This is a genomic window from Microbacterium sp. MRS-1 (assembly GCF_000585455.1).
Taxonomy (GTDB): domain Bacteria; phylum Actinomycetota; class Actinomycetes; order Actinomycetales; family Microbacteriaceae; genus Microbacterium; species Microbacterium laevaniformans.
This window is the reverse complement of record NZ_JAUF01000091.1, coordinates 1-18,914: the sequence shown is the minus strand read 5'-3', so window position 1 is coordinate 18,914 and position 18,914 is coordinate 1. Positions and strand designations below refer to the sequence as shown.

Genomic DNA, 18,914 nt, shown 5'->3' with positions numbered 1-18,914 from the left:
GCGCAGCACCAGGTAGGCCGCGTGCGCCCGCCGCTCGCGGCGGAGCGTGCGCCACGCCAGCACGACCGCGATGACGAACCCGGAGACCATGGCCAGGGCACCGATCACCTCGAACACGATCGCGATGACGGTGAAGAACGGCTCGATGGATGCGGACATGATCGCCACTCTAGGGGCGAGCTCCTCCGGACGCAGCGCGACGCCCCCGCCCGACGGGGGCGGAGGCGTCGCGCGGGGGGAGGCTTACTTGAAAGCGTCCTTGACGTCCTCGCCGGCCTTCTTCACGTGGGCCTTGGCCTGCTCGGCCTCGCCCTCGGCTTCGAGGCGCTCGTTGTGCGTCAGCTTGCCGACGCCCTCCTTGACCTTGCCGCCGAGGTCCTCGGCCGCGTTCTTGATCTTGTCGTCGAGACCCATGATGTGTTCCCTTCTCTGGCCTTCTCCGGACTCCTGACCTCGACGCTACGAGGGCCGCCGGCGCGAGGGCAGTGGGTTGACGGGCTGGGATCGAGGGGGTAAACGGGCTACGCGCGATGCGTGACGGGATGCCGCAGCATCCCCATCGGGCGGGCGCCCGGCACCCCGGTGATCGGACGCACCTCCTCGAAGCCGAGCCGTCGGTACAGGCGCCGGTTGACCGGGGTGGACGACTCGAGGTACGCGCTCTGGCGCATCGCGTCGAGGGCGTCCAGGTGAGTCGAGAGCAGGCGTCCGCCGACGCCGCGGCCGCGGGCGCGTGCCGTCACGCCCACCTCGGCCAGGTACCAGTGCGGGGAGTCGGGACGTTGGCGCTCCAGGTGCGAGAACAGCGAGAGCGCGCGGGGGATGCCGCGCCATCCCAGGGCGCGCACGAAGTGCGGCGCCTGCCCGACGAGACGTCCGAGAGCGCCGTGCAGTGCATTCGGGCCCTCCCACACGGCGACCCCGAGGATCGAGCCGTCCCCGTCGCGGGCGAGGTCGACGGTTCCGGTCGTGAAGGCGCCGGCCGCCAGCATCCCATGGAAGAGGTGCGCGAGCCGTGTGCGCCGACGGCCCGGCGTCGGCGCGATCGCGGCGAGCACCGGGTCGGCCTCGAAGGCTTCGGCCAGCACATCTGCGGCGGCGGGGAGGTCGCCGCGGCGGGCGGGGGTGATGGTGATCTCCGGTATGTCTCCTCCAATTGGTCCGAGTGGATAAAACTAGTATGAGGGGGACCGCCGGCCCCGACCCTGGAGGACGCTGTGAACGAAGCGCCATCGCCCCGCGCCTACCTGGGCGTGGACGATCGCCGCCGGCAGCTGCTCGACGCGGCGTGGGAGGTGATCCGCGACGGCGGCGCGACGGCGCTCTCGCTGCGGACCGTCGCGCAGCGCGCCGGGGTGGCGCACCGCGTGGTCACCTACGCGTTCGGGACCAAGAGCACGCTCGTCGCCGCGCTGCTCGAACGCGAGTCGGCGCGTGCGGTGGAGGCCGCCTGGGCGGCGCCGCTCGCCGAGGAGACGCTGGAGAGCGCGGTCGCCGCAGCGCTGCGTGCCTACCTCGACGACGTGCGGGCCGATCCGCGCCGGCACGAGTGCCTCGCCGAGCTGACGATCCTCGCGCGATCGTCGGGCGAGCCGGCGGATGCCGCCGCGATCGAGAGCGCCGCGGCGCTCACCGAGATCGGTGCCCGCCTGGAGGCCTGGCAGTCCGCACGCCCGGCGGCATCCGTGCGGGATATCGACGTCGTCGCCGCGGCGATCCTCGCCACCGCCGACGGACTCGCGCAGTGGTGGCTCGCGACGCGCGACGACGCGCACGCCGACGCCGTCATTGCCGTGCTCGCGAGAGCGTTCGTGACGCCGTGACGCCGTGACGGCGCTCAGGCGAGCGGGTCGTGCGGGAGCGTGTCGTCGGCGAAAGCGGGCCACGCCGGAAGGGGATCCTCCAGCCGCGCCCAGCCGGCGGCGCCCTGCTCCAGCTCGGCGTCGGTGAGCAGCGCGGCGTCCAGGGTCGCGACGACGGCGCCCGTCATGAGATCGAGTCCCGTGAGGGCGAGGTCCTGCGCCGTGAGGCTCGCCTCCATGCTCGCGTCTTGCGGGTCGATCCACATCGCCGAGCCGACCTGGTTCCAGCGGGCCAGGATGCCGGGGCGCGTCGCCAGCCGGCAGAAGCCGGCCGAACGCAGCAGCAGGCCGAAGCGACCCGTGTCGAGTTCGTCGAGGGCGGCGGCGAGGCGGGCCGGGTGGAACGGGCGCAGTCGTTCGTAGCGCACCGTCGATACCCGGGGATCGGTCATGTAGGGGTCGTGCTCGTCGTTCAGCGCCTGCACCCATCCGGGGCGCTCCAGCACCGAGCTCTCGTCGAACCCGCGAGGGTCGGAGCCGGCGAGGGCCTGGAGGTCCTCCGCCGGGCCGCGGGACAGGCGTACCCGTGCGCGCGGGGCGAGGTGGGAGGCGAGCGCCATGAGCACCGACAGCTCGGCGGTCTCCACGTGCTCCCAACGCACGAGACTGATGAGGGTCGCCGACTCGAGCAGCGTGACCGCACGTCGCGCTCGCGCGCCCGCGTCGCCGTCGCCGTTGCGGCGGCGCCCATCGAGCGGACTCGGGTCGCGCAGATCGTCCAGCATGTGCCGGGCGTCGACGACGCAGACGATCGGTGCAGGCGGTGTGCGCGTGACGATGTCCAGGTGCAGCACGTCCACGTCGATGTCCGCATCGATCACGAAGCGCTCGACGTCGTGCCGATCCCGCTCGAGCGTCACCGCGACGGGATCGCTCGGCGCCGCACCCGCATCCGCATCCTCGCGTCCAGCCGAGACGCGGAGGAGTGGTCATGAAGGTTCGTGCGTCCCTCAAATCCCTGAAGGAGCAGCCCGGCGCGCAGGTCGTGCGCCGTCGTGGTCGCGTCTACGTCATCAACAAGCTGAACCCGCGCTTCAAGGGTCGGCAGGGGTGACCGTCCCCGGTTGCGCAGCACCGGCATCCGTCGAGATCCGCTGCGCCGTCGAGAGCGACGTGGCGGCGGTCTGCGCCTTCGGTGCCGTGGTGCTCCCCGCGCACTACACGCCTCTCATCGGGGCCGATGCCGCACAGGAGCTGGTCACCGACTGGTGGAGCGCCCCCGCGACGCTCCGCGCCGTCGACGCCCAGGCGCTCTGGGTGGCACTCGATGCCGACGGGGAGATCGTCGGCGTCGGCGAGCTCGGCCACATCGGCGACGATCCCGTCATCTACAAGCTGTACATCGGCGCCCACCGCCGCGGCGAGGGTATCGGCGCGCTCCTGATCGACCGGATGATCGCGACGCTCGCACCGCGCACGCCGCGCGTGCTGATCGAGCACGTCGCCGCCAACGACCGCGCCGCGGCGTTCTACGAGCGCCACGGGTTCGTCGTCGACCATGTCGACGTGATCGACCCGCACGCCCCCGAGCGCGACGTCGTCTGGCGGGCCCGCGAGCTCGCCGCCTGATCGGGCGGCGCTCAGGCGAAGCGGTCGAGGTGGATGCCGGCGTACGCGAGCGCCGCGACGCTCTCGCCGTCCGTGATCTCGCCCGCGGCGATCATGCGGAGGACATTGCCGAACGGCACCCACCGCACGGCGTCGATGCCCTCCTCGTGTTGAGAGGCGTCGGCATCCGCACCCCGGGAGATGCCCTGCGCGAGGAAGACGAACTCGGGTGCGCGCGCGATGCCGTTGAGGGCGTTCATCCGCCCGAGCGCCGTCCAGCGTGCCGCGGTGATGCCGGCCTCCTCGGCGAGCTCTCGCTGCGCCGCGACGAGAGGGTCCTCGCCGTCCGAGCCGCCCGCCGGAACCTCCCAGGAGCGGCCGGTGGTGTAACGCTCGAGCGAGACGAGACAGACGCGATCATCGTCATCGACGGCGACGACGAACACGGCGGGATGCTGCATCTCCACCACGCCGTAGATGCCCTCGCCGTGAGGGCCGACGACATCGTTCTCCTCGACGCGGATCCAGCGGTTCTCGTACACGGTGCGCGATGCGCGCGTCTGCCACGTCATGCGCCCACCCTAGAACGGGCGAACGGCCCGGACGCAGAGTCCGGGCCGTTCGAGCGGGCGGTGGCGATCAGTACCAGCCCACGGACTCCGAGTGGTCCCATGCGCCGCAGGGCGTGCCGTAGCGGCCCGCGATGTAGCCCATGCCCCACGCGATCTGGGTCGCGGGGTTGGTCTCCCAATCGGCGCCGGCGGAGGCCATCTTGCTGCCCGGGAGTGCCTGCGGGATGCCGTACGCACCGCTGCTGTTGGCGGCGTTCACACGCCAGCCCGACTCCTTGTTCCACAGCGACACGAGGCAGGCGAACTGGTCGTCGCCCCAGCCGTAGTTGGCGGCAGCCATCGAGCGGGCGATGCCCTGGGCGGATGCCGGGTCGACGTTGACGTCGACCGCGGGACGCGACGAGACAGACGCGGTCTTCGCGGCGGCCTCTTCCTCGGCCTTCGCCTTCGCGGCGGCTTCCGCGGCGGCAGCGGCTTCCGCGGCGGCCTTGGCCGCAGCCTCGGCGGCAGCCTTGGCAGCGGCCTCCTCGGCGGCCTTGCGCTGCACGGCGGCATCGAGCGCGGCGCGCAGCTGCGCGGTCTTGGCAGCGACGACCTCGGTCTCGGCCGTCGCGTCGGAGGTGAGGGTGGGGATCATCATGGCGGGTGTCACATCGAGTGCGCGCAGCTTCGTGATGAGGCCACCGAGCTTGTCGGTGTCGACGGTGGTGGCGGTGGTGCCGACGTCGAGGCCGGAGGCCGAGATGTCGATCGACACCTTCGCGGCGGCGGCGACGGCGCTCTGTGCGGCACTCATGGCGGTGACGCCGCCGGCGGTGATCGCGCTGAGCGGTGCGGAGGTGGTTTCGACGGTGACCGAGCCGGTGGAGGCGGCGGGAGCATCGCTCGCAGCGAAGGCCGGCAGGGCCCCCGCGGTGGTCGTGGCGGCGCCGATCACGAGGCCGAGGCCGAGGAGGGCGGATGTCACGGGGCGGTAAGGCAGACGGGGCATAAAGAGAGTACTTCCGGTGAATCAGCACCGCCCAGGCGCCGGAGCGCGAGCGATGTGCGTCCTCGGGTGGACACGAAGGTCACAGCTTCACAACGTTTTCTGGACATCCCCGGCGCAGAACCTGAGTGATCCCTGAACGTCAACCGGCCGTCGGGGCGCATTTCCTCCGCGCCGTTTGCCACGGTCCGGGCCCTGTCCGCTGTCCTGACGGCGATATAGAGTCGCCTGCGACAGATCGTCATCGACAGGACGTCGCATAACGAAAAAGAGGCGAAAAAATGGCATCCAATTCGGCATCCGAGATCGTCGACGCCGTCGGCGGACCCGGAAACATCGCGAGTCTCACCCACTGCGCCACACGATTGCGCTTCCAGCTCAACGACGGAAACAAGGTCGACAAGACCGCCGTCGAAGCCATTCCGGGAGTGCTCGGCGCGGTCCCGCAGGCCGGCGACCGCTTCCAGGTCGTGATCGGCGGCGGCGTGCAGACCGTCTACAACGAGATCATGGCGCTGCCCGTCATGGCCGGCGGTGCATCCGCTGGCGGCGGCGCGGACGAGAGCATCGCCGACATCAAGGCGCGCGAGCGCGCGAAGGGCCCCCGTGGCACCAACGCCTGGCTCGACTCGCTGTTCGAGTTCCTCTCGGACTCGTTCCGCCCCATCCTCGGCGCCCTCCTCGGCGCGTCGCTGTTCATCACGTTCATGGCGCTGGCGGCGACCCTCGGCTGGATCCCGGCGTGGAACGCGCCCGGCGTGGTGCTGCCGCCGTCGTGGGCGTTCGTCAACCTCATGTGGCAGTGCGTGTTCGTCTTCCTGCCGCTGATGGTCGCCTACAACGCGTCGCAGAAGATCGGGGCCGACCCGTGGGTGGGCTTCGCGATCATGGCCGTGACGATGCTCCCGGGCTTCGCCGGGCTCGGCAAGACCGCCGATGCGGTGCAGTCGACCTTCCTCGGCTCTCAGATCACGACGGTCCAGGTGTTCGGGATGCCGCTGACCATCTTCGACTACAGCTCGCAGGTCTTCCCGCCGCTGCTCATGGCGGCGGTGCTCGGCCTCGTCTACAAGGGGCTGAAGAAGGTGATCCCCGAGAACATCCAGCTGATCTTCGTGCCGTTCATCTCGATGCTGGTCATGATCCCGCTGACGGCGTTCCTCATCGGCCCGATCGGCGTGTACGCCGGTGCGGCGCTGGCGAACCTGCTCAGCTCGATCAACTCGTTCTCGCCGTTCATCTTCGCGATCGTCATTCCGCTCGCCTACCCCTTCATGGTGCCGCTGGGTCTGCACTGGCCGATCAACGCGATCATGCTCCTGAACATCCAGACCCTCGGCTACGACTTCATCCAGGGCCCCATGGGCGCGTGGAACTTCGCGTGCTTCGGTGCGACCGCCGGTGTGCTCGTCCTCGCCTGGCGGGAGAAGGACAAGCAGATGCGGCAGACGGCGACGGGCGCGCTCGCCGCGGGCCTGCTCGGCGGCATCTCCGAGCCCTCGCTCTACGGCATCCACCTGCGGTACAAGCGCATCTATCCGCGGATGCTCGTCGGCTGCCTCACGGGCGGTCTCATCATCGGCATCGGTTCGCTGGTGCTGGGTCTTCCCCACGGCATCACGACGCAGGCGTTCGTCTTCACCTCGCTGCTGACGATCCCCGCCTTCAACCCGATCGGGCTCTACCTGGTCGCCGTTGGCGGCGCGTTCGTGGTCGCGATGGTGCTCGTCATCATCTCGGGCTACAAGAACCCGGAGCCGGCCGGTGCGGCCGTCGCGGCGGCCACGGCAGGCGCGGCATCCGTCGCCCCCGGTGTGGCGCGCGGCACCATCCCGGCTGTCGCCGGCGGCGCCGAGCTCGCCGGTGTCGCCGGTGAGGCGACGGCGGCCACGACCGCGACCGCGGTCGCAGAGCGTCCGGATGCCGTCGGTGCGTTGATCCAGGTCGCCTCGCCGCTCGACGGAACCGTCGTCGCGCTCGACCAGGTGCCCGACCCCGTCTTCGCCGGCGGTGTCATGGGCCCGGGCGTCGCGATCGAGCCCACCGGTGACACGGTCTACGCGCCGGGTGCCGGCACGGTGGTGGCCGCTCAGCCGACCGGACACGCGTTCGGCCTGCAGCTGGACAACGGCGCCGAGGTGCTCATCCACGTGGGAATCGACACGGTCAACCTGAAGGGGGAGGGCTTCGACGTCAAGGTCAAGAACGGCGACCGCGTCGAGACCGGCACGCCGCTCGTCACCTTCGACCGCGCCGTGATCGAGAAGGCGGGCTACCCCCTGATCACCCCGGTGATCGTGCTGAACGGCGACGCGTTCGACACCGTCGACCCGGTCGCCCTCGGCCCCGTCACGCACGGATCGCCGCTGCTGGACGTGCAGAAGAAGGCCTGACCGCTGCGCTCTGCGTTTCGACTCGCTGCGCTCGCTCAACGACCGGGGAGGGCCTCCCCGGTCGTTGAGTGAGGAGCGCAGCGACGAGTCGAAATGCGGTGACCCCGCCGTCAGCGCAACGCGGCGACCGCGTCCCAGATCGCGTCGGCGACCTCCCGCTTCGTGCCCGCCGCATCCGACACGACGGTGCCGGCGGCATCCAGCAGCAGCACACGATTGTCGGTCGCCTCGAAGCCGTGGGTCTCATCGACCCGGTTCACCGCCAGCAGGTCCACGCCCTTGCGCTCTCGTTTGCGGCGTCCCCGTGCCAGAAGCTCCGCATCGTCGGCCGCCGTCTCGGCGGCGAAGCCGACCACGATCTGACCGGGCCGGCGTGCGGCGACGAGTCCTGCGAGCACATCGGGGGTGGTCACCACCTCCAGCCGCGGCACGCCGTCCTCTTTGCGCAGCTTTTCGCGCGAGACCTCCGCGACCCGGTAGTCGGCGACCGCGGCCACCATCGCGATGATGTCGGCGGCGGGCGCGGCATCCGTCATCGCCGTCTCCAGCTCGGCGGCCGTGCCGACGCGCACCATCGTGATGTGCGTGTGGCGGGATGCCGACGCGAGCACCCCTTCGTCCACGTGGGCCGCCACGAGCGTGACGTCGGCGCCGCGGTCGGCGGCGGCGAGGGCGAGCTCAGTACCCTGACGGCCACTGGAGCGGTTGCCGAGGAAGCGCACCGGGTCGATGGGCTCACGGGTGCCGCCGGTCGACACGGCGACCCGCAGGCCCGCGAGATCGGCGGGCGGCGGCGCGGCGATCGCCAGCGCCGCAGCGACGATCTCCTCCGGCTCCACCATCCGCCCGGGCCCGCTGTCGCCGCCCGTCAGCGGGCCGTCGGCCGGCCCCACCACGTGCACGCCGCGCGCCCGCAGCGTCGCGACGTTGGCCTGCGTGGCGGCGTGTTCCCACATCGCCGTGTGCATCGCGGGCGCGACGACGACGGGCGCGGTGGTGGCGAGCAGCGTCACACCGAGCAGGTCGTCCGCGATGCCCGCCGCCATCTTCGCGAGGATGTTGGCCGTCGCGGGGGCGATGACGATGAGGTCCGCGGAGGTGCCGAGGGCGACGTGGCGCACGCGCGCGACGTCGTCGTGGACACTGGTCGTGACAGGATTCCTGCTGACGGCCTCCCACGTGGTCGTCCCGACGAAGCGCAGCGAGTCCTCGGTGGGAACAACGTGCACCTCGTGCCCGTTGGTGACGAGGGCGCGCACGAGGTGCACCGTCTTGTACGCGGCGATGCCGCCCGTCACGCCCACGACAACGAACATGGTCCGATCCTCCCACGCCGCAGGCGTCGCCACGAGGAGCGGACGGAGAGGTCACGAGCACCGTGTGTACCGTCATCGTCCACGTCCCGCACGGCGATGGCGCGCCCGTACGGTTGCTCGCCGTCCGTGACGAGGACCCCGCGCGCTCGTGGGATCCGCTGGGCCCGTGGTGGCCCGAGCTTCCGAGCGTGAAGGGTGTGCGCGACCGTCGTGCCGGTGGCGCGTGGTTGGCGGTGGATGCCGAGGACGGCCGCGTCGCGGTGATCCTCAACCGCGCCGACGTGCTGGCCGCCGACCCGACGGGACGGGCCGAGCCCCCGATCTCCCGCGGCCGGATCGTCCTCGATGCCGTCGCCGGCCGCACCCCGGACAGTCCACCGCATGCGCAGGGGTTCAACCTCGTCGAAGCGACGGCCGCCGGCGCCCGTGTCACCATGTGGGACGGCGGCGCTCTGCGGCACGTGGAGCTTGCTCCCGGCATCCACATGGTCGCGCATGACGACGTCGACGATGAGGCGACGGCGCGCATCGCGGCGTGGCGCGAGGCCTTCAGCGCGCCGGCTGCCATCGACGGGCACTGGTGGGAGCCCTGGCTCGACACTCTCGAGCTGACGAGCGGACTGGGACCCACCGACGATCGCGCCATCGTGCGCGACAACCGTCCCTTCGGGTACCCGACCCTGTCGCTGCTGGTCGTCGCCGCCTCGCTCGGACCCGACGGCGTCGACGTGCGCTACGCGGAGTTCGACGAGCCGGGGCAGTGGAACCGACCCCGGCTCGCCTGAGCGTCTCGCGCCACCGTCGTCTCAGGCCCCGCGGCGAATGGCCGTGACCAGGGGCCGCGATGTGAGCAGCGACAGGCACACCAGCACGATCCCGGCGAGGAACGTCCCCACGATCACCACCATCGAGATCGGAGCGATCAGCACCGTCAGCCCCACCACGGGCAACGCCAGAGCGACGCCGACGAGTGCGCCCCCACCGCCGCCCATCGCAGCGGCACGATGACGGTGAGCGCGCGGGCGCGGCGCAGTTCGCGCCCCGGCATCCCCAGACGATCCAGGCCCACGATGAGCTCGCGGTCCTCGAGCGTGGACGCGGCCTGTGTCACCCCCACCGAGCAGGCGAGCAGCGCGAAGCCGACGCCGAGCGTCACGAGCACGCCCGTGCGCATGTCGGCGAACAGCACGGCCTGAGAACCCGTCTGCCCGTCGTCGCCGGCGAGCGCCACGAGGCTCGCTCCCGAGCCGCCCACCACCGCGATGACGGCGATCATCGCGATCCCCGAGACGCGGCGCCAGGCCGAGGCCGCGTGCGCCGACAGCTCGCGCCCGGCGATGAGCTGCGCCGCAGACGACGTGGTGCGCGCGAGGCGGCGCCCGCGGGCCGCGACCAGCGGTGCTCCGACGACGTTCACGATCACGAGTGCGACGCCGAACAGGCCCACCAACGCGATCAGGCCTACCGCGGCGCCCCAGACCTGCGCGATCGCGGTGATGTTCGACACCGCCGTCGCCACGGCGACGATCGCCAGGACGCCGAAGACCAGCGCCGCCGTGCGCCGCCGTGGCGGGGCGGTGCGACGAGCCACGCCCAGCGGCGTCAGCTGCACCCGTCGCAGGCTCAGTGCCGCGCTCGCCGTGGCGACCACGACGACACCCACGACCGCCCCGGCCGCCGTGCCCGCGCCGGTCCAGAGCGCCGCGGCTCCGACGGGCCCCACCGAAGAACGGCAGCAGTCCCACCATGGGCAGCAGCGCCGCGTACAGACCGACGCCCAGGATGCCGCCGACCAGCGCGGTCGCGCCCGCTTCGACGACCGTCATCGCGCTGACCTCTCCCGTCCCGGCGCCGAGGAGGCGCAGAGTGGCCAGACGGTCGTTGCGTCGGCGCGCCGACAGACGTGCCGCGGCCGCCCCCAGCGTCGCGATCGGCACCGTGAGCAGCACGAGCGCCAGTGCGCTGAGCGCGCGGTAGATGATCTGCATCTCCCCGGCGGCGCGCGGGTCGGTGAAGAACATGCCGACGCCGCCGCCGACGACCAGCAGCAGCGCGGTCGTGACGCCGAAAGCGACGATCGGCCGCACCAGCGCGGCGCGGCCTTGCCGCGACGGGCGCGCGAGCATCACGGTGAGGCGGACGGTGCCGGCGACGCTCATGCGGCGCCGCCCGTCGCGACCGTCGCCGAGCCCTGGATGCGCCCGTCGGTCATGTGCAGCGTCCGCGAGCAGCGCGCCGCGACGCCCGGGTCGTGGGTGACGACGACGAGGTCTTCGCGGCGGCCCCCGCGGCGTCATCGGCCCCGGGATGTATCGGCATCCGCCTCCCGGGCGATCTCTGTCGCGCGTCGGGGGTCGCTGCTAGCGTCGCGGCATGGGAGTGGACGGGGGCGAGTCGGTGTTCTTCGCGGATGCCGCGGCCTTCCGGGCATGGCTCGAAGCCCACCACGACACCGCGACCGAACTGTGGATGGTGCGCCGGCGCAAGGGTCATCCCGAGCAGGGGCTGCGCTGGGAGGACGCGGTCCCCGAGGCGCTGTGCTTCGGCTGGATCGACTCGACGAGTCGACGGCTCGACGACGACGCGCGCATCCAGCGGTGGACGCCGCGCACGCCCACCTCCACGTGGAGCGCGGTGAACATCGCCCACGTCGCGCGGCTCACCGTGGAGGGGCGCATGCACCCGGCGGGCCTGGCGGCATTCGAGCGGCGCCGGCCGGAACGCACCGCGATCTGCTCGTATGAGACCAGCGACGAGCTCGACGCGGACGAGCTGGCCGCGATCACGGCCGTTGCCGCGGCTCGCGCGTTCTGGGATGCCGCGACCCCGGGCTACCGTCGCATCTGCGCCCACTGGGTGCACGGCGCGCGCCGTGCCGAGACGCGGAGCGCCCGCCTCGCGCAGCTCGTCGAGGAGTGCGCGGCCGGGCGACTCATTCCTTCGCAGCGCTACGGCATCCCGCCCGCGTGGCTCGCGCGCGCCGCTGCGGCCGCCGCGGTGCACGGAGAGTCGTAACGGCGACGCGCGGCCGCGTCGTCGACCGTCAGCGCCGGCGCAGCAGCAGCACGCCGTCCTCGAGCGTCCCCGGCTCCTCATCGCGGCCCGTTGCGGCGCGGGTGCGGGTCTCCACGAGCACCGCCTCCCACGCCTGCGGATCGAGGTCGAGCAGTCGCAGCTCCTCCTCCGGGGGCAGCAGCCGTGGGCGTTGCCCGTCGTCGCCGTGATGAGACCACGGCGGCGCCACGGCGTGCGACACGATCAGCAGATAGCCGCCAACGGCGACGCGCTCGGCCGCGCCGCGCAGCAGGGGGACGCGCGGGAAATCCGGTTCCCACGAGTGCAAGAAGCTCGCGCTGACCAGATCGAACGTCCCGGGCGGCACGGCCTGCGTGCCGCTTCCCACGAAGAAGGTGACCCGTTCGGAGAGTCCGCGCTCGCGCGCTGCGGTCGCACCGCGGCGGATCGCGGTCTCTGAGACGTCGACCGCCGTCACGTTCCAGCCGTGTTCGGCGAGCCAGACGGCATCCGCCCCCTCGCCGCAGCCGACCTCCAGGGCTCTGCCGACCGGGAGCGTCGCGGCGAGGTCGGCGAAGGTCGCATTGACGTGACCCGACCAGATGCTGTCGCGGGTCGCGTAGCGCTGCTCCCACGCCGAGGCTCGTTCGCGGGCGCGCTGCGCCAGTGCCAGGTCGCCGTCCTCCACGACCAGTGCGGCATTGACCCCGGCGCCCGCCATCGATCCGGCCGCCATCGCGACGGGAACATTGCCGTAGGGCGCGACGACATTGCCGGCCGCCCACACGCGCGGATGCGAGGTCGTGCCCAGGAGGTCGACCGCCAGCGGCGCCCCGGGATCGTCGGTGCGCGCCAGGCGAAGGGCGTCGGCGAACGCCAGGTCGATCGCTGGCGTCGGCGCGACGAACAGGGCATCGATCGCGTGCATCTCGCCGTCGGCATCCCGCGCCGCGTGCAGCGCACCGTTCGCCCCGTCGAGGGCCACGATCGGGGTCGGCACGATGCGGATGCCGCGAGCCCGCCAGCGCACCCGCAGCTCGTCGTCGAGGGGCTCGATCGCGCCCGTGAAGGCGGTGAGCTCCTCGCTCCACTGCCGAACCAGCTCGATCTGGTGCACGCTCTGCGGCGAGGTCGCCAGCACGCCGAGACGGCTGCCCGCCACCTCGAAGCCGTGGCAGTACGGGCAGTGCAGCACATGGCGTCCCCAGTATTCGGCGAGCCCCGCGACGGGCGGCAGCTGGTCGCGCACTCCGCTGGCGATGATGACGGCGCGAGCGGTGTCGGCCGTGCCGTCGGTGCGCGTGAGGCGCAACACGGCGCCGTCATCGCGGATGCCGTCGACCTCGCCCTCTTCGACGCGCACGCCGTAGCGGCCCAGCTCGTCGCGTCCGCGCGCGAGCAGCGCCTGGGGATCGATGCCGTCGTGGCCCAGGACGCCGTGCATGTGCGCGGCGAAGCGATTGCGCGGGCTGGCGCCGTCGATCACCAGCGTGCGCCGACGCGCACGTCCCAGCATCTGTGCGGCGCTCAGGCCGGCCGCGCCGCCGCCGATGACGACCGCGTCCCACTCTCTGCTCTGCATAGGTCCACTGTGGAAGGTGCGGGTGATGATTGCAAACAGAATTGCGTTATTGGCAAACTGAGGAGATGTCCCACGCTCTCGATCAGGTCGGCGCTCGCCTTCGTGCGGCCCGGCACGCACGCGGCTGGACGCTCGAGGAGCTCGCGACGCCGGCGGGCGTCTCGGTGAGTACGCTGTCGCGTCTGGAGTCGGGCAAGCGACAAGCCTCGCTCGAGCTGTTGCTGCCGTTGACGCGTCGACTCGGCATCCGCATCGACGATCTCCTTCCTACCGAGACACGTGACCCGCGCGTGCACCGCCCGATCGAGCGTCGCGACGGGATGGTCATCGCGCCGCTGACGCTCGAGGACTCGCCGATGCAGGCGCTGAAGATCGTCTATCCGCCGATGGATGCCGCGCCCGCCGCCCGCATCCACGAGGGATACGAGTGGCTCTACGTGCTGAGCGGCCGCGTGCGGTTGGCGCTCGACGGCAGCGAGCACGCGCTCGGCGCCGGCGAGGCCGCCGAGTTCGACACGCGGTTGCCGCACTCGATCAGCGCGACCGCCGATGGCCCCGCCGAGGTGCTGAGCATCTTCAGTGCCTCGGGCGAACGCTTCCACACGCGCCTCGCCTGACGGCGAGAAACCACGACCGCCGCGAGAAACCACGACCGCCGCGAGAAACCACGCCGGCGCGTGTTTCTCGACGCGGCGATGGTTTCTCGCGGAGGAGGGACGCGTCAGGCGCGGTGGGCGCGGTAGTAGTCCAGGAGCGCGCGGGTCGAGGCATCCTGCGCGTCATACGCGGCCGCATCGCCCTCGACGGCGGGGGCGATCTGCAGAGCGAGCTGCTTGCCGAGCTCGACACCCCACTGGTCGAACGAGTTGATGCCCCAGACCACTCCCTGCGTGAAGGTGATGTGCTCGTACAGGGCGACGAGTTCGCCCAGCACCCGCGGGGTCAGCGCCGGCGCGAAGATCGACGTCGTCGGGCGGTTGCCGGGGAACGTGCGTGCCGCCACGAGCGCGCCGGTGGTGCCCTCGGCTTCGACCTCCTCCGCCGTCTTGCCGAAGGCGAGAGCCTTGGTCTGCGCGAGGAAGTTCGCCAGGAACAGGCCGTGCACGTCGCGGCCGCCGTCGTTGAGGTCGTACGCGGGGTTCACGAAGGCGATGAAGTCCGCCGGGATCAGGCGGGTGCCCTGATGGATCAGCTGGTAGAAGGCGTGCTGACCGTTGGTGCCCGGCTCGCCCCAGAAGATCTCGCCCGTGTCGCTCGTGACCGGCGAGCCGTCCCAGCGCACGCGCTTGCCGTTGGACTCCATCGTCAGCTGCTGCAGGTACGCGGCGAAACGACTGAGCTGCTGGGCGTAGGGGAGCACCGCGTGCGACTGGGCCCCGAGGAAATTCGTGTACCAGACGTTGAGCAGGCCCATCAGCACCGGCACGTTCCGCGCGAACGGGGTCGTCCGCACGTGCTCGTCGATCGCGTGGAAGCCCGCGAGAAGCTCGCGGAACGCCTCCGGTCCGAGCTCGACCATCAGCGACAGGCCGATGGCGGAATCGACCGAGTAGCGGCCGCCCACCCAGTCCCAGAATCCGAAGGCGTTCGCCGGGTCGATGCCGAAGTCGGCCACCTTGTCGAGGGCCGTCGAGACCGCGACGAAGTGGTGCGCGACGGCATCCTGCTTCTGCGCGTCGGAGCCGTCGATCGCCCCGGCGGCGGCCAGGCCCGTCCACAGCCAGTCGCGCGCGAGACGCGCGTTGGTGAGCGTCTCCAGCGTCGTGAACGTCTTCGAGGCGACGATGAACAGCGTCGTCTCGGGATCGAGGTCCTTCGTCTTGTGCGCCAGGTCGAACGGGTCGATGTTCGAGACGAAACGCGCGCTGATCCCCGCGGTCGCATACGGCTCCAGCGCGGTCGAGACCATCGCGGGACCGAGGTCGGAGCCGCCGATGCCGATGTTGACGACGTGCGTGACCGTCTTGCCGGTGACACCCTTCCACGCGCCCGAGCGCACGCGATCGGCGAAAGCGCTCATCGCCTCCAGCACGGCCTGCACATCGGCATCCACGTGCTGACCGTCCACGACCAGCTCGGGCGTCGCTCCGGCCGGGCGTCGCAGCGCCGTGTGCAGCACGGCGCGGTCTTCCGTCGTGTTGATGTGCTCGCCGCGGAACATGGCCGCGAGGCGATCGGCCAGGTGCACGTCGTCGGCGAGGGCCAGGAGCGAGGTCAGGATGCCGTCGTCCACGAGGTTCTTCGAGAGGTCCACGTGCAGGTCGGCGGCGTCGAAGGTCAGCCGCTCGACCCGCGTCGGGTCGTCGGAGAACCAGGCGCGGAGATCGGGGGCGAAATCCGCGGCGCGTGCGGACAGATCGGCCCAGGCGGGAGTGCGGGTGGCGTCGATGGGAGTGCTCACGCCTTTACGCTAGCGTCCGCGAGCCGGGTGTGCAGACGCGAGTCCTGTGAGAAAGGCATGGCCGGACGAGATCGATGCGCGAGCCCCGGAAACGACGGTGGGCCGGCCGTCCGAGAGGACGACCGGCCCTGCAATCCGTTGCACCACATTCGCAGGGGGAGAGTCCTGCGTCGCGTCCTCCGGCTCATGGAGTCGGTGTCCGGATTCGGCGATGACTCACGCTATAACGGCGAGGTCACGGTGGCGGGCTCGTCCGCCGAGTGCATATCGTTCGCATACCGTCCTGCCAGGAAACGGTCCCGTCCTCACGATCGCAGCGAGGCGAACCCTGCCGAGACCGTCAGGCTGACCCGCCGCGGCGAATCCGGATCCACGCGCAGACGGTTCTCCACGTCCCCGGCGGCGGCGTCGGTGGACACGGCGTAGGTCGCGTCGGGCAGCACGAGAGCGAGCCGGCCCGCGCTGAGGTCCGCCGTCAGAGTCCGGGGCGCGGACCCGGTGAGGCTGCCCTCGACGGACCCGGCGCTCAGCTTGAAGCCCGCGCGATCGACTCCGGCGAGATCCACGACGAGTCGCCCGGCGGAGACGTCCGCGGTGAGCGCTGCCGCTCGCCCCGACAGCTCCATCGATCCGGCGCTCACGGTGGCGTTCACCGTCCCGTACGTGCCCTGCACCCGCAGCGCGCCGGCGCTGAGCGTGAGATCGCCGTCGAGGGCGACCCGCTCCAGCGAACGGGGGAGGGTCAGCACCGCGGTGTCGCTGCGCCCGAAGGGGCGGATCGCGCTCCACCACGTACGCTGCGTCGTGACCACGAGCCGATCGCCGTCGCGACGCAGGCGCCAGTCCGCGACGGCACCGTCGACCTCCAGCGACGCGCGGTCGCCGCCGTAGACGATGCTCAGATCCGCGGCGGCCACGTCGACGGTGAGGGCGCGTACGTCCGCGGCATCCGCCGTCAGCGTGCCGCTGCCGCGCGCGGCGCCGGCGATCGCGCCGAGCGCCGAGGTGGCGAACGCGCCGAAGATCAGGGCGGCGCCGAGCGCGATCGTCAGGATCGCCACGACGCGGGCCGCCGGGCGTGGGCCGGTCGGACGCGGCGGTCCATCGGGACGGCCGGCGGATGGCCCGCCCGCGCCGGCGGTCGGCGGAGGCGGTGTGAGGGTGGTGGTCATCGGTTCGTTCCGTTCTCCCAGTGGATGAGGGCGGCCAGCACCCGTCGGTTGCCGTGTTCGTCCTGCTCGAGGTCGAGCTTTTGGAACAGCGAGGTGATGTGCTTCTCGACGCTCGCCTCGGTGACGAACAGCGTCTGTGCGATCGCCTGGTTGCTCTTGCCTTCGGCGATCAGCGCCAGCACGCTGCGCTCGCGTTCGGTCAGCCGCGCCATGCGTGCGTCGCGTCCGCGGCGGGTGAGCAGCTGCGCGACCACTTCGGGGTCGAGGACGGTGGCGCCCGCGCCGATGCGTTCGACCGCATCGAGGAAATCGCCGACATCGGCCACGCGATCCTTCAGCAGGTAGCCCAGCGCCGCGGACTGGGTGCTGATCAGCTCGCCCGCATACCGCTCCTCGACGTATTGGCTGAGCACCAGCACGGCCACCTCCGGATGTGCGGCGCGCAGGTGCACCGCGGCGCGGATGCCTTCATCGGTGAACGTGGGCGGCAGGCGCACGTCGAGGATGCACAGATCCGGGGTGGAGGTGGCCACGGCATCCATCAGCGCCCCGGCGTCGGGGAGCGCGGCGACCACCTCGTGACCGGCGTCGTCGAGGAGGCGCACGAGACCCTCGCGCAGCAGGGTGGAATCCTCGCAGATCAGGATGCGCACGGCACACTCACCTCCAGAGCGGTCGGACCGCCGTGGGGGCTGTCGAGGCGGCTCACCCCGCCGGCTGCCGCGATCCGATGCGCGATGCCGTCGAGGCCGCCGCCGGGCAGCACGCGGGCACCGCCGACACCGTTGTCCTCGACGCGTGCCCAGAGCACCGGCGCGCCCTGATCGGCGCCATCGCGTCGGCGCACCGTCACGCGCACCTCGCTGCCCCGCGAGTGCTTGGCCGCGTTGGTCAGCGACTCGGCGATGGCGAAGTAGACCGCGGCCTCGGCCGTGCGGCTGCACCGATTCGACGGGTCCCCGGAGGCATCGGGCAGACGCACGTCGAGGGTCACGGGGACGTGCGATCGCGCGGCCAGGGCGCTGAGGGCGGCATCCAGGCCCCGGTCGTCGAGGACGGAGGCGTGGATGCCGCGGGCCAACTGGCGCAGCTCGGTGATCGCCGCCTTGGTGGAGGTGTGGGCCTCATCGATCAGAGCCTTGGCTGCCGCCGGGTCGCTGTCGATCTTCTGCTGCGCGAGCCCCAGGGTCATCCCGACGGACACGAGCCTCGGTTGGACGCCGTCGTGAAGGTCCCGTTCGATGCGCGTGCGCTCCAGTTCGCCGGAGCGCACCGCGCTCTCGCGCTGCGTGCCGGCAGCGCGGGCCTGCTCCACGAGCATTGCCTCACGGCTCGGCACGAGCACCGCGCGGGTGAGCACGGCGTGCAGGAGCGCAGCGCCGATCAGCAGCGCGAGGCTGACGATGATGCCCACGATGCCGACCGGGATGGCCGCCTCGATGCCGATCTGCACATCCGTGGCGGGGATGCGCGCGGCATCCTCGCCGATCAGCGGTGCGAACAGCAGCACCACGCTCGAGGACAGCGCCCCGACGATCGGCAGCACGATGAGTCCGAGGATCGTCGAGATGCCGGCCGAGGCGACGCCGCGCCACATGGGGCCGTCGGTGAACTGCTGCCAGAGCGTCCGCAGCCATCCGGAGAACCCGGGCTGGGCGCTGTGGCGCACCGTCAGCGCGGGCAGGTCGTAGCCGTAGAGGCCGTCGACCCGTGCGTACTCGAGCCACGCCGTGGCCCACGTCGCGTAGAGGAACGCGACCAGGAACAACGCCCCGACCCCGAGAGCGGGGAGGAGCCCGACGCCGAGGCTCAACAGCAGCAGGAGCAGGCTGAAGATCGCGGTGCCCGCCAGCCCCATCGCCGCCAGCTGGGCGATGGCGCCGAGATGGGCGAGGACTCCGACGCGGCGCGCGGGCGCCGTCGGCGCGGGCGGTGGGGGTGAGCCGTGCGGCACGGATGCCGGGGGCAAGGTGGCGGTCTCTGACATGACTCCACGCTAGGTGTACTTCCCCGTGACGTTGTGAACGCGGGCTGAGGGGGTCTGGCCTCCGATCCCGGTGTGGGG

Annotated in this window: 20 protein-coding genes and 1 pseudogene; 7 read left to right on the top strand and 14 right to left on the bottom strand. The window is 71.7% G+C overall.

Translation table 11 applies throughout. From position 1 onward, the window contains the following. Positions 1–243 precede the first annotated feature (243 nt). Both AS96_RS13620 and AS96_RS13615 read right to left on the bottom strand, forming a co-directional pair. Positions 244–414 (bottom strand): CsbD family protein, encoded by a 171-nt coding sequence (locus tag AS96_RS13620; protein WP_036290850.1) that lies wholly within the window; start codon positions 412–414, stop codon positions 244–246. 107 nt (positions 415–521) lie between these two features. Then, positions 522–1,088 carry a GNAT family N-acetyltransferase gene (locus AS96_RS13615; RefSeq protein ID WP_231477273.1) on the bottom strand — a complete coding sequence of 189 codons (567 nt, stop codon included), beginning with the start codon at positions 1,086–1,088 and terminating at the stop codon, positions 522–524. A gap of 129 nt (positions 1,089–1,217) precedes the next feature. Between AS96_RS13615 and AS96_RS13610 the strand changes: the two genes are divergently transcribed. Beyond that, a complete protein-coding gene (locus AS96_RS13610; RefSeq protein ID WP_036290847.1) occupies positions 1,218–1,823 on the top strand; it encodes a TetR/AcrR family transcriptional regulator in 606 nt (201 codons plus the stop codon). Positions 1,824–1,837: 14 nt separating this feature from the next. Here AS96_RS13610 and AS96_RS13605 read toward each other — a convergent pair whose 3' ends face one another. Continuing rightward, complete coding sequence (locus tag AS96_RS13605; protein ID WP_081768070.1) at positions 1,838–2,722, bottom strand: GTP-binding protein; 885 nt, start codon at positions 2,720–2,722, stop codon at positions 1,838–1,840. 71 nt (positions 2,723–2,793) lie between these two features. Here AS96_RS13605 and ykgO point away from each other — a divergent pair, with 71 nt between their 5' ends. Next, entirely contained in the window at positions 2,794–2,916 is a 123-nt protein-coding gene (gene ykgO / locus AS96_RS13600) for a type B 50S ribosomal protein L36 (RefSeq protein WP_036290846.1), read from the top strand. Next, a complete protein-coding gene (locus tag AS96_RS13595; RefSeq protein ID WP_051498889.1) occupies positions 2,913–3,431 on the top strand; it encodes a GNAT family N-acetyltransferase in 519 nt (172 codons plus the stop codon). The genes ykgO and AS96_RS13595 overlap by 4 nt, the downstream gene beginning before the upstream one ends. Before the next feature lie 11 nt (positions 3,432–3,442). On the opposite strand, the gene AS96_RS13590 is transcribed toward AS96_RS13595, so the two are convergent. Beyond that, positions 3,443–3,982 carry an NUDIX domain-containing protein gene (locus AS96_RS13590; RefSeq protein ID WP_036290844.1) on the bottom strand — a complete coding sequence of 180 codons (540 nt, stop codon included), beginning with the start codon at positions 3,980–3,982 and terminating at the stop codon, positions 3,443–3,445. A 67-nt stretch (positions 3,983–4,049) separates the two neighbouring features. Continuing rightward, on the bottom strand, positions 4,050–4,973 hold the full coding sequence (locus AS96_RS13585; protein WP_036290842.1) for a lytic transglycosylase domain-containing protein: 924 nt from the start codon (positions 4,971–4,973) through the stop codon (positions 4,050–4,052). Positions 4,974–5,251: 278 nt separating this feature from the next. On the opposite strand from AS96_RS13585, the gene AS96_RS13580 reads away from it, so the two are divergent. After that, positions 5,252–7,363 (top strand): glucose PTS transporter subunit IIA, encoded by a 2,112-nt coding sequence (locus tag AS96_RS13580; protein WP_036290840.1) that lies wholly within the window; start codon positions 5,252–5,254, stop codon positions 7,361–7,363. Positions 7,364–7,473: 110 nt separating this feature from the next. Here AS96_RS13580 and coaBC read toward each other — a convergent pair whose 3' ends face one another. Then, entirely contained in the window at positions 7,474–8,679 is a 1,206-nt protein-coding gene (gene coaBC / locus AS96_RS13575) for a bifunctional phosphopantothenoylcysteine decarboxylase/phosphopantothenate--cysteine ligase CoaBC (RefSeq protein ID WP_036290839.1), read from the bottom strand. Positions 8,680–8,741: 62 nt separating this feature from the next. On the opposite strand from coaBC, the gene AS96_RS13570 reads away from it, so the two are divergent. Beyond that, positions 8,742–9,464 carry an NRDE family protein gene (locus tag AS96_RS13570; RefSeq protein WP_036290838.1) on the top strand — a complete coding sequence of 241 codons (723 nt, stop codon included), beginning with the start codon at positions 8,742–8,744 and terminating at the stop codon, positions 9,462–9,464. Positions 9,465–9,485: 21 nt separating this feature from the next. Here AS96_RS13570 and AS96_RS15930 read toward each other — a convergent pair whose 3' ends face one another. The 3 genes and pseudogenes from AS96_RS15930 to AS96_RS16165 form a co-directional block, all read right to left on the bottom strand. Beyond that, positions 9,486–9,608 (bottom strand): hypothetical protein, encoded by a 123-nt coding sequence (locus AS96_RS15930; RefSeq protein WP_267911497.1) that lies wholly within the window; start codon positions 9,606–9,608, stop codon positions 9,486–9,488. 2 nt (positions 9,609–9,610) lie between these two features. Then, a complete protein-coding gene (locus AS96_RS14780) occupies positions 9,611–10,402 on the bottom strand; it encodes a hypothetical protein (protein ID WP_051498888.1) in 792 nt (263 codons plus the stop codon). Between the two features lie 31 nt (positions 10,403–10,433). Continuing rightward, positions 10,434–10,667, bottom strand: a pseudogene (locus tag AS96_RS16165) (FtsX-like permease family protein); the annotation flags it as partial. Positions 10,668–11,052: 385 nt separating this feature from the next. Here AS96_RS16165 and AS96_RS13560 point away from each other — a divergent pair. Further along, a complete protein-coding gene (locus tag AS96_RS13560; RefSeq protein WP_036290836.1) occupies positions 11,053–11,694 on the top strand; it encodes a YdeI/OmpD-associated family protein in 642 nt (213 codons plus the stop codon). Between the two features lie 28 nt (positions 11,695–11,722). On the opposite strand, the gene AS96_RS13555 is transcribed toward AS96_RS13560, so the two are convergent. Further along, positions 11,723–13,276 (bottom strand): bifunctional NAD(P)/FAD-dependent oxidoreductase/class I SAM-dependent methyltransferase, encoded by a 1,554-nt coding sequence (locus AS96_RS13555; protein ID WP_036290835.1) that lies wholly within the window; start codon positions 13,274–13,276, stop codon positions 11,723–11,725. 65 nt (positions 13,277–13,341) lie between these two features. Here AS96_RS13555 and AS96_RS13550 point away from each other — a divergent pair, with 65 nt between their 5' ends. Continuing rightward, positions 13,342–13,893 carry a helix-turn-helix domain-containing protein gene (locus AS96_RS13550; protein ID WP_036290833.1) on the top strand — a complete coding sequence of 184 codons (552 nt, stop codon included), beginning with the start codon at positions 13,342–13,344 and terminating at the stop codon, positions 13,891–13,893. Between the two features lie 104 nt (positions 13,894–13,997). Here AS96_RS13550 and pgi read toward each other — a convergent pair whose 3' ends face one another. The 4 genes from pgi to AS96_RS13530 form a co-directional block, all read right to left on the bottom strand. After that, a complete protein-coding gene (gene pgi, locus AS96_RS13545) occupies positions 13,998–15,677 on the bottom strand; it encodes a glucose-6-phosphate isomerase (RefSeq protein ID WP_036290831.1) in 1,680 nt (559 codons plus the stop codon). Positions 15,678–15,982: 305 nt separating this feature from the next. Next, the gene (locus tag AS96_RS13540; protein WP_036290829.1) at positions 15,983–16,849 is read right to left on the bottom strand and encodes a hypothetical protein; all 867 of its coding nucleotides are present in this window, start codon (positions 16,847–16,849) and stop codon (positions 15,983–15,985) included. After that, positions 16,846–17,502, bottom strand: coding sequence for a response regulator (locus tag AS96_RS13535; RefSeq protein ID WP_036290828.1), 657 nt, complete (start codon positions 17,500–17,502; stop codon positions 16,846–16,848). The genes AS96_RS13540 and AS96_RS13535 overlap by 4 nt, the downstream gene beginning before the upstream one ends. Then, on the bottom strand, positions 17,490–18,836 hold the full coding sequence (locus tag AS96_RS13530; RefSeq protein WP_036290827.1) for a sensor histidine kinase: 1,347 nt from the start codon (positions 18,834–18,836) through the stop codon (positions 17,490–17,492). The genes AS96_RS13535 and AS96_RS13530 overlap by 13 nt, the downstream gene beginning before the upstream one ends. Between the last annotated feature and the right edge of the window lie 78 nt (positions 18,837–18,914).

Coding starts and splice junctions, on each gene's coding strand:
- AS96_RS13620 (WP_036290850.1), bottom strand. CDS start 414: ATGGGTCTCGACGACAAGATCAAGAACGCGGCCGAGGACCTCGGCGGC.
- ykgO (WP_036290846.1), top strand. CDS start 2,794: ATGAAGGTTCGTGCGTCCCTCAAATCCCTGAAGGAGCAGCCCGGCGCG.
- AS96_RS13590 (WP_036290844.1), bottom strand. CDS start 3,982: ATGACGTGGCAGACGCGCGCATCGCGCACCGTGTACGAGAACCGCTGG.
- AS96_RS13585 (WP_036290842.1), bottom strand. CDS start 4,973: ATGCCCCGTCTGCCTTACCGCCCCGTGACATCCGCCCTCCTCGGCCTC.
- AS96_RS13580 (WP_036290840.1), top strand. CDS start 5,252: ATGGCATCCAATTCGGCATCCGAGATCGTCGACGCCGTCGGCGGACCC.
- coaBC (WP_036290839.1), bottom strand. CDS start 8,679: ATGTTCGTTGTCGTGGGCGTGACGGGCGGCATCGCCGCGTACAAGACG.
- AS96_RS13560 (WP_036290836.1), top strand. CDS start 11,053: ATGGGAGTGGACGGGGGCGAGTCGGTGTTCTTCGCGGATGCCGCGGCC.
- AS96_RS13555 (WP_036290835.1), bottom strand. CDS start 13,276: ATGCAGAGCAGAGAGTGGGACGCGGTCGTCATCGGCGGCGGCGCGGCC.
- AS96_RS13550 (WP_036290833.1), top strand. CDS start 13,342: ATGTCCCACGCTCTCGATCAGGTCGGCGCTCGCCTTCGTGCGGCCCGG.
- AS96_RS13540 (WP_036290829.1), bottom strand. CDS start 16,849: ATGACCACCACCCTCACACCGCCTCCGCCGACCGCCGGCGCGGGCGGG.
- AS96_RS13530 (WP_036290827.1), bottom strand. CDS start 18,836: ATGTCAGAGACCGCCACCTTGCCCCCGGCATCCGTGCCGCACGGCTCA.